9 protein-coding genes are annotated in these 9,510 nt (G+C 49.5%); 7 read left to right on the forward strand and 2 right to left on the reverse strand.

From position 1 onward, the window contains the following. Positions 1 to 123: 123 nt before the first annotated feature. Both HF984_RS11135 and HF984_RS11140 read right to left on the reverse strand, forming a co-directional pair. Positions 124 to 759 carry a hypothetical protein gene (locus tag HF984_RS11135; protein WP_168615721.1) on the reverse strand — a complete coding sequence of 212 codons (636 nt, stop codon included), beginning with the start codon at positions 757 to 759 and terminating at the stop codon, positions 124 to 126. A 140-nt stretch (positions 760 to 899) separates the two neighbouring features. Next, positions 900 to 1,826 carry a hypothetical protein gene (locus tag HF984_RS11140; protein ID WP_168615722.1) on the reverse strand — a complete coding sequence of 309 codons (927 nt, stop codon included), beginning with the start codon at positions 1,824 to 1,826 and terminating at the stop codon, positions 900 to 902. Positions 1,827 to 2,250: 424 nt separating this feature from the next. On the opposite strand from HF984_RS11140, the gene HF984_RS11145 reads away from it, so the two are divergent. The 7 genes from HF984_RS11145 to HF984_RS11175 all read left to right on the forward strand — a co-directional run bounded on the left by HF984_RS11145 (position 2,251) and on the right by HF984_RS11175 (position 9,231). Then, positions 2,251 to 2,430 carry a hypothetical protein gene (locus HF984_RS11145; RefSeq protein ID WP_168615723.1) on the forward strand — a complete coding sequence of 60 codons (180 nt, stop codon included), beginning with the start codon at positions 2,251 to 2,253 and terminating at the stop codon, positions 2,428 to 2,430. Between the two features lie 177 nt (positions 2,431 to 2,607). Next, positions 2,608 to 3,687 (forward strand): helix-turn-helix domain-containing protein, encoded by a 1,080-nt coding sequence (locus HF984_RS11150; RefSeq protein ID WP_168615724.1) that lies wholly within the window; start codon positions 2,608 to 2,610, stop codon positions 3,685 to 3,687. A gap of 1,392 nt (positions 3,688 to 5,079) precedes the next feature. Further along, entirely contained in the window at positions 5,080 to 6,828 is a 1,749-nt protein-coding gene (locus tag HF984_RS11155; RefSeq protein ID WP_210729728.1) for a hypothetical protein, read from the forward strand. Between the two features lie 17 nt (positions 6,829 to 6,845). Then, positions 6,846 to 7,604 (forward strand): hypothetical protein, encoded by a 759-nt coding sequence (locus HF984_RS11160; RefSeq protein WP_168615725.1) that lies wholly within the window; start codon positions 6,846 to 6,848, stop codon positions 7,602 to 7,604. After that, positions 7,586 to 7,888: a hypothetical protein gene (locus HF984_RS11165; protein ID WP_168615726.1), complete on the forward strand. Its 303-nt coding sequence runs from the start codon at positions 7,586 to 7,588 to the stop codon at positions 7,886 to 7,888. Before HF984_RS11160 ends, HF984_RS11165 begins: the two co-directional genes overlap by 19 nt. Before the next feature lie 111 nt (positions 7,889 to 7,999). Then, on the forward strand, positions 8,000 to 8,788 hold the full coding sequence (locus HF984_RS11170) for a ParA family protein (protein WP_168615727.1): 789 nt from the start codon (positions 8,000 to 8,002) through the stop codon (positions 8,786 to 8,788). Further along, positions 8,788 to 9,231: a ParB family protein gene (locus HF984_RS11175; RefSeq protein WP_168615728.1), complete on the forward strand. Its 444-nt coding sequence runs from the start codon at positions 8,788 to 8,790 to the stop codon at positions 9,229 to 9,231. Before HF984_RS11170 ends, HF984_RS11175 begins: the two co-directional genes overlap by 1 nt. The last annotated feature ends 279 nt before the right edge of the window (positions 9,232 to 9,510 follow it).

Genomic DNA, 9,510 nt, shown 5'->3' on the forward strand with positions numbered 1-9,510 from the left:
GGCTCCACCAAAGCCTGGGGTACCGAACCCCGGTCGAGGTGGAAACCGATTTTTGGAAGCAGAACCCGCCGCAAGTGATAATAGAAATCAAGGCAAATGCCTAGGAACAAAACTCGGGGCACTTCAGTGGGTGTTGTGGATTTTTCCCCAGACATATCGGTGCTGCCCAATGTCTGTTTCATCGAGTTCGGAGAATTCTTTGATGAGATCTTGTCCTATGATGTTTTGTTCTCCGCTAGGAAAGAGGGGCATGGTGAACATGCTTTCTGCAAAGCGTTTGGTGTCAATGAGCAGGTTTGCCAAAACAGTTTGTGGGGCGAGGTGTCTATTTTTTGCAGCAGTAGGTTCTGCAGCGCGTATTGTCTTTTTCCCTTGCGGTAGGTTGGTGGTCGCTGATTCTGTTGCTACTTCTCGAATATGCACCGGTGCTGCAGGTGGGTTAAGGGGGTCGATTTGGTTTGGTGCGATTGAAACGGTCTCGCCTCGTGTGCCTTCGATCGAACGTTTAACAACCCCATCGATTTGGTGTGCAGTCTGAGAGCTCTCAGGGCAATCTTTAGGGTCGTGGTAAGCGCCGAATGTTGGGTGGGAGTGGGTTCCATTTGTGGTGGTTAGGTATGCTTTTGCTCCGCAGCTTTCACAGCGTAGGGCTGTATTTCTGTTATCTTGCTGACGGTTGCGGGTGCCGTTTTTGAGCATTCTGTCGTATTGCGAGGGCGTGATGGAGTCTACGTGCCCATCGAGTTGTGCGTATTCCATAATTTTCCTGTGGTTGCTGTTTATGGTGTTGTTGTGAAGCTTAGCCGGTTCACATTCATGGCATAAGGTTTTTGAACCATTAGATTTTTTTACGGCCGTCTCTTGCAGGTTTAAGAGACGGCCGTATGTTGTAAGTGTTTTTAGCTTTCGATGATCTCATGCAGCGTTGTTTGGTGAGGTGTCTTCACGAGCAGGGTAAAACGTTGTTGTTTCTCGTGGTGCTGCTGGTTCTCAGAGGTGGGTTGTTCTTCGAAAACCTGGCTCCAAGATTTATAAGTAGAGGCGCGCTCGTTCCAGCGTTTAGTTTGTTCCGGCGTAGGTTTTGCCCCTAGTGCACTCCCCCAGTGGTCGGTGAAGGAAGTAATTTCTTTTCCGCTTGTTCTCGGGTTGATGAGCATGATGGTGGTGGTGAAGTTGCCTCTGTCCTCTGGTTTGAGAAGTAGTGGGTTATCGAGAAGGAGGATGAGATGGATTCCGACAGATCGTCCGAGGGTGGCTACTTCGGAGAATTCTTGGCTGTAGGTTTGTGAGGTCTCTGCGATGATGAGCTTCGGTCGGAATTGTGGTTTAGTATCGGTGGCCGAATCTTTATCAAACAGGTTATTTGTGTTGGGGTGTTCCTGGAGCCAGCGGTAGCGGGTGGTGATTTCGTCGAGGATTTCTCCGTGCGGAAAATTGGAAACTGAGATGAATCCGTCAACGTGTTCTGAGATTTGGCGGGCTTTGGCGTGGAGCTGGGCTAGAAAGACTTCGTCGTTTTCTGAACCTAGATGTGGGTAGTAGGAAACGGCATATCCTTGGGTTGCTGCTTGTTCTGAGGTAGACCAGATGAAGCGTTGTGTTTGGGCATGATTAATTTTGAATCCCACAAGGTGGCTTCTGTTGTGCCGATCTAGATTGATATGAAATGACTGGTCGTTATTAGTGTGACCGAGCTCTAAACGTAGGGTGTTTTTCGTTGAACGGTGATGGATTTCGTTCGTGACTGCTCGCAGTGCGGTGGTGTAGTTAGTCCCGTGTGTTGCTGCGTAGTCTTGAGCTTTACGGCGAGTGGAGCGTGAAACCATGATGGTTGTACCTCTGCTGGTTCAGGTGGCAGGAATTTTGGGAGAGCTTTGTTACCCGTACCAACAAAGCAGAGGTATGGGCTCTTTGTAGTTACGCCCTGCCACGCTGCGCAGTTGGTTAAATGCTCTGGCCATAAGCCAGTTGTCCTCAAATGCCAGGTTTTCGCGTACGGGGCAAGGTATATGGCGTTGGAGAATGGCGCGCATTGGATGCCGATAGCATAATTTTATATTCCATAAACTTTTATGGTCAACACCCTACAATGAATAGAGCTAATACATCTATTAACGCAATTAGCTCTATTAGCACAATTACATCCATTAGAGATACCACTATTTGCTTAAACTCTAACCACCAGCTACAGTAAGAACCATGAAAGCACGACGACAAGGCCAAACCTCTAAACCACGCAAAGCAATGACTTTGCGTTTAGACGATGATCTTGTCCTCTACGCAGACCAACAAGCTAAATCTTTAGGTGTCACTCGCTCCCGATGGATAGCCCACCTCATCGCAGAAAACGGCACCATCCCAGGGTACGAAATCGACCCACCAGAAGATGAAGATACAAAAAAAGAGGCCGCATCAGCAGCCTCTACATAAAAAGTTAGGGAAGACCCCCGGCAAGAGGTCTTCCCTTGAAAACTTTGGAAATTCTGCATTCCGGCAAGATCGCAGAATCTCTAATAACACTGAATAAGCACCTCGACTAAAAGGCTTATTCGTTTCCTCCAAATGGAAAGGCAAAAACTCCCATGAATCAAAAAGAAAGCTTTTGCTATGTCTAGGATAGCTAAGCATACCTCCTACACGCAACTACACGTGCTCAAGACCATCCCAGAGCACCATCGCATCCCACGCAACATCGTTATCTGGCGCAACCGCGTTTTTACCTCCACTTACTACGAAAATCTTCCTGCAGGTAAGCAAAAGCGCTTCACCGCATTTATCAATGCACTCTTGCCTTACCACCAGCCTCAGAAGCACTACATCCAGATTACGCGCGAGCATCTAGCAACCATTATTGGCTGCAGTCTCAAAACCATCTCACGCTACTTCAAAGACCTCAAAGAACACGGATTACTTACTCTTGTGGCTCCAGGGCGCTCGCGCGAAAAGTCTCCCTTAAATATCAATGAAGCACCGGTCTATGCGCCATGTGTTCCGCTTGAAGATCATCAAGCGGTAGTTCCTGCTGCAGGTGTAGAAGTTGTTGATTCTCAGATTTTTGTCCACCCCTTTGTTAAAGAACTTAAAGAGTTAAATCCTTTAAACGCGCGCGAAGAAAAAGCAGCTCTACCATTGCCTCCGAAGGTGAAGGATTCAAAGAAGAAACCAAAGATTGAGCCTTTAGGCATCTACGAATCAGTGATTGCACCAGAAGGCACCAAGAAGGCGCAGAAGGCTTTAGAACTGCGCGCTGCAGCCACGCTACGCGAACGCGTAATTGCTTTACGTGGGGTATCTTTGCCGCGTATTGCTTTTATCTGCCGTCGCTACTTTGTAGCGGGTTGGTGTGTGAAGGATATTCTCAACGCTTTGGAGGTATCTGCTGATGGCCAGCAGTACACAACCAACGGTGCTGATGGTATGCGCTCTAAGATTGCCTGGCTTGTGATTCGCTTGAGGAATTGGCTCAGTATTGAGGGTGCTCCTGTGGAGTCTTTGACACAGCACCGTGAGGTTGCACGTCGTGTTGAGCTTGAGCGTCGAGCTGCAGAACGAGCTGCAGAAGTTGCCGCTCGCAAGAAAGCCCGTCCAATGCCTGTCGGCGTGAAAAGACAGTTGGATTTTTTGAAGTTGAAGGCTGCTTTAGGCATGGAAGCAGCGGTGAAAAAGTACCCAGAATTTGCTTGCTAATTGGGGCGTGATTCTTGAGGGATTTATTAGAGGTTGAATGAGATGTATTTGCGCTAATGGATGTAATAGAGCTAATTGCGCTAATAGATGTATTAAGGGTCTATAAAAAATAGATGTAATTGCGCTTATAGAGCTATTAATCGATAGGTAAATAGTCGTCCAATTTTAGTGCCGCGCTGGATAATTTTTGCTCGCTCTAAACGCCCCAAGGAGGCACTAAGTGAAGATCGATTGACATCTAATTTGGTGGAGAGATCCACTGTTGAGAGGGGCTTGAATGAAGTGGTTTCAAGGGTCATGAGTAACTCTGCGAGAAGTCGGTAATCACTGATTTTTAAGTTCTGATTTTTGAGTAATGAGCTCAATGCCGGGTAGGTCATGATGTCGTATTCTTGAGTGGTTTCGGAATATATCATGTGTTGTATTTTATCAACAGTTATTTTGTGGCATACAAGCAAGTTTCTGTATTGGGGATAAATACATCCATTACATCTATTACATCCAATATTTTTAGCCTGGATCGATTCTTGCCATGAGCAACCGGCCTCAAGGTTTCAAAGTCTTACCCTCACCTCTAGGGGGCGATACTAGATGTTTCTCTTAGATTTTCTTCTCGTTTTTCGGTGACACTTTCCGCTGCCTATCATCTGCAGGTAGAGGGGCGAAACGGGGGTGTTATATCTGTAGCCCAGAGGTGCTGTGAAGAGGGTGTGAGTATAAGCCACATAGATGTCATGAAGATATTCAAAAGAAGTCTCACATGAATGAATCTACGAGCAGCACTGGATGCGGGAGAGGCAAGCTCGACCTCAATTTTCTGAGTACTCATTGCACGTAGATATATTCCTTCATAATGGGCATGCAGGTAGTCAAAAATGAGGGGGGTGGGGTGGGTAATTTCTACCCCTGTGAAATCCAGTTAAATGAAGATCGTAAGTGCTGACATCCCTCGGCGACAAAGTGTAGGAAGGATATTTTGGAGAGTGTTTTCATGACCACTCATAGATGAATCCCCCCTGTGGGGTAATTGCAGGGGAAGGGCGATGAATGGAGCATTGAGGGTTTCGCTAGATGTAGTTACTCCATGGGTTTTCAGCAGAGTGCCGAAAGGTTTTACTGGGGTACTTACCCCTCTGAATGCAGGGTACATCTGGGGTACTTTTGGGGTGTTTTCTGGGGTACACCAGGGGTACATTTATTGTTTTGGAGAATTCTATGCTTACCGCTTTTTCCAAAGTCGACGCAGTAAGCATATCATATTCGAAAAAACGATGTCACTTTTTCGGCGTGTCGCCGGGAATCGTCTGAGTCGCACCCATCGAAGAAGGTTGTAAATTCACAACTTATAGGTGTAGGATAGTTGTAAATTCACAACCACCAAAGGAAGCCACTATGAAACCCCAGCCCTGGAAAGTAGGTCGAGTACCCACCGCCTTCATGGACTTTGAAAGCGGAAAAGGCGTCCTCTCCAACGGCCAATACTTCACCTCCAAAATCAGCCCCCGACGCCAAAAACCTACTCTCACCGATAAGCTCGACACCGTGGCAGATCTGCGCATCAACGGGCAAGAAGTAACCCGCATTCTCTTTACCGGAAAAGTGCCCACCGCAGAAACCGGAGCCCGCCATTGGCTCACTGTCCAAACCCCCGGATGGCGCACCCTCGGACACTGGCTCGGCACCCCACCCACCGGCCGTTTTGAACACCGAATCACCGGCGCACAAATCGAAGTTAAACTTGCAAAAGAATGGTTCGGAGATACCCCACTGAATCCTGCTCAAGCACGCGAAACCTGGGACGTTCTAGAGCGCCTACTCACCGAAAAATTCGGCAAAGACTTAGAAGGCGCTTGCCCCCTCATGAAGACCCCTGGAGCCACCGGGCACAACCTTTGGGCATTCACCCTACCTACAAACTACGACCCGCCACAGCTTGAAGATGACATCGCTCAACAACTGCACGCCACCAGCACTCAGCACCACCTCGACCACCTTGTAGCCGGAGAATCACTCCCAGCACACCCCGATGTCGTGCCACTCATTGACCCTAAAGTGTCGCCAAAAATCAACGCATTTTCTTACATCGATGGACGCTTCATGTACGCCTCACTCACCCGCGCATTAGGCATGGCTCCAGCTAAGCGACTCACCCGCGCAGAGTGCTACCAACTCTGGGAAGACAACCCCTACGTTCGCGCACGCTTTTACATCCGATTCACCGTGCCTCACAACTGGAACCACGTGGGCATCTTTGGCACCCCCTTCGAACAGGCATCACAAGGCTGGTACTACCCCAACAAACCAGGAGCCCGAGGAGAAACCTGGGCGGATTCATCCGAAATTTTCGTCGCTCAAAAATTCGGCTGGGGCATCGATTTCGTCGAAGGAATCGTCTTCAACGAAAAGCGACTTTCCACCAAAAAACGCTTCGAAAAAGGATCCGATACCGCCACCCGAAAAGCAGTAGATATCGCTCCCTTAGACACCTGGAGCACCCGACTCCAAGAAGCCCGAGAATTCGTCGGACGCTACCCAGAATTCCCACCCCTCATGCGCACCGCCCTAGGCGCTGCACTACGTTCAATCCTGATTCAATCCATCGGCTCTTTCGCCTCACGCGGACGCGCCCGTACCGGTATCGCCTACGACCCTAAAGAGGTTCCAGTACAGTACCAAAACACCGTCGTCCAAAAAGGCAAAGCCTTCGTCTGGGAAATCCCCCAAAACCTCGACCGACGAATGCAAGCCTTCTACCACCCAGAACTTGCTGTCCAAATCTGGGGACGTGGACGAGCTAAAGTCCTACACCACAAAGCAAACGGCATGGAATGCGGAGCACTCACTATGCCCGGCAACAGCATCATTGGCATCAACGGTGACGCAATCTACTCCTCCGAACTCCCCCGCTGGGCACTACCCACCGAGCACGGTGGAGCTGACGACGGCAAAGCCGGCCGCATCCGAGTCCAGGGATATATCGACACCCCCGTCAAAACCCCCGAAACCAGACAAGCACGTGATCGCCTCCGCGCTCGTGCACAAAAATCAGAATTCGACGCCGCTCAATTCACCGATGAATTCCTTCCCATCGATGACCTCGGAGCACACTACGAAATCGCTACCGACGAAGAACAGGACTAAAACCCATGGATAACACCATGAGCAACGCAGAAAAAGTACTGGCAGTGAAAAAAGAATACGGCCTATCCTGGGATGCACTGGGCGCAGCTGTAGGACGCTCCGGCCGTATGATGCGCAAAATTGTACGCGGGGAATCCAAAGGCGATTCCTTCATGCCCGCCATCGAAGAATTGCACCGCACCGGCAAAGTAACCCATCAACCACCCCGCCGACGCAACAAAGCAGGAAAAGTCGTTGCAGTGCGCTCCAAAACCGGCATGACCGTACCTTCTGACACCAAAGCAGAAGTCATCACCACCAAACGCACCAACAACAGGCTAAGAATCCACCCCACGCAGCACCTCTCCGAAGGCGGGAAAATCGACCGCATCGATATGCCAGAAGGAAAGAACACCAAAGGACGAGAAAAAGGATGGGCAGGAGCACTCAGTAACCTCCGACGCACCTCCCGCTCCCAGTCCCGCGAAGACAAACGCGTAAAAATCCGACTCACCGGCAAAACCTCAGACGGCCAAATCCGCTCCTTCTCCGTAGGAGCCAAAGGCGGCTACCACGCCTCCGACGTACTCTCCGACATTCGAAAAGTCCACGGGGGATCCATCGAAGCCTGGGCAAACTCACAAGTCGAAGCCGTCTACGCAGACTCCAACGTCACCATCGTTGGTATCGAACAAACCGAATTCAGTGCAACCCGATCCAAACAAATCCGTAAACAGCAAGATCTTGAAGGCACCCGACGAGGAATAGGTAAAAAAGCATGGGCAAGCTACCTCTAGACACATCACTCAAAGAAGAACTTCTCAACCTATGCCAAACAACAGAGACCGACGAACAACTCGCACAGGCCATCGCCGGATCACCCCTACTAGAAGCAATCACTAGCTATGGCATGTGCACCAACGAACAGGCAGCAACCATGCTGGGATATAAGTCCAAACGTTCCGTTGACTCCATGGCTCAAAAATCAGCGCACTTCCCACAACCAAAAATCCATGAAAACTTGTGGAGCACCCAAGAACTGCTGAAATACAAGGAACACAGAGGACGCAACACTAAATAGATGTAATAGATGTAATTGCGCTAATAGATGTATTGACTCCATTAGCGCAATTACATAATATTGGATGTATTAGCTCTAATAACACTAATAACCGGCAAAGGAGCTCATTCCATGAGCGCTAAAATCTACACCTTCTTCAACCAAAAAGGCGGAGTAGGAAAAACCACAACCACCTACCTCCAAGCAGACGCAGCCAACAGCAAAGGCCTCAAAACCCTACTCATCGACACAGACCCCCAGGGCAACCTCACCAAATCAACCTCACAAGAACCACTACCTGCAGACACCGCAGGACTAGCAGACGTCCTCACCTCCCGAGCAGACACCACCGCCCAAGAAGTCATCACACCCACCATCTGGGAAAACGTAGACCTCATCCCCACCCCATCCCGAGCACTCGACCTCGTACGCGACGAACTCCTCGTAACCCCCACCGGCCGAGAAAACAGACTCAAAAAAGCCATCAAACCCCTACTCGATGAATACGACCTCATCCTCATCGACTGCCCACCCTCCATCGACATGCTCACCATCAACGCCCTCGTAGCATCACAAGGGCTCATCATCATCACCCAAGCAGCACTCTGGAGCGTCGACGGCATCGCAGAACTCATGCAAACCGTCCAAGCAGTCCAAGAAAACTACAACGAAAACCTCCGCATAGAAGGCGTCGTCGTCAACCAATTCATCAAAAACACCAACAGCGCTCGCCATTGGTTGAGTGATCTTGAAGAAGCAGCGAATTCCCAAGGCATGAAACTGTTCTACCCGCCCATGCCACAGGCAGTGCGCATCAAGGAAATCACAGAATCATCGTCTTCCTTGCAAGAGGTATCAAATGATGAATTGGCTCGAATTCAGCGGGTTTATCTAGAGAAGCTAATAGGGGAGGAGATCTAATGAGCAACAAAAATACACCACGACAATCAAACTTGAAATCAATCTTCAGTAGCGGTGAACACCCAGTGCGAGCTCAGGTTGTTTCTCCCGCGCTTGCGGAGGATTCTGAACACTCCCCAGAGGCTGTTGTAGAGCCCTCTGCTCCTGTCGAGACAGGGCAGGCTTCACATAACGCTCAAAAGTCGTCGAAGGCCAAAAAGGAAGCTGCTAAAAAAGAAAATAGCAATCGGGAGCGGATGAGTATCTACGGTTCATCTGATGAGCTCAACCGCTTCCGTGCTGCTTTTGCTCGTACTGCCTATGAAGAAGGTTATGAGTCCTTGTCGGATTTTATTTTCAAAGCTGCCTCTAAAGAAGCTGCGCGTCTTGAGAAGAAGTACAACAACGGTGAGCGTTTTGAAGGTGTTTCTCGAATTGGTGCAGGACGTCCTGTTCGTCGATAAATCTTTGCTTCAATTTTTTTCGCGCGCGTGTACTTAAGTTAAGGCACTTACTTTAGTAAAACCCACTCATCGAATAAGGTGAGTGGGTTTTTTATCTGTGGACATCGAGCTTGCGAAGATGTCCACAGGACTAGGGGTTTGGGGCGGGCGCCCTGAAGTGCCCCGAGTTTTGTTCCTAGGCATTTGCCTTGATTTCTATTATCACTTGCGGCGGGTTCTGCTTCCAAAAATCGGTTTCCACCTCGACCGGGGTTCGGTACCCCAGGCTTTGGTGGAGCC

The sequence above is a fragment of the Rothia terrae genome, from assembly GCF_012396615.1.
Lineage (GTDB): Bacteria > Actinomycetota > Actinomycetes > Actinomycetales > Micrococcaceae > Rothia > Rothia terrae.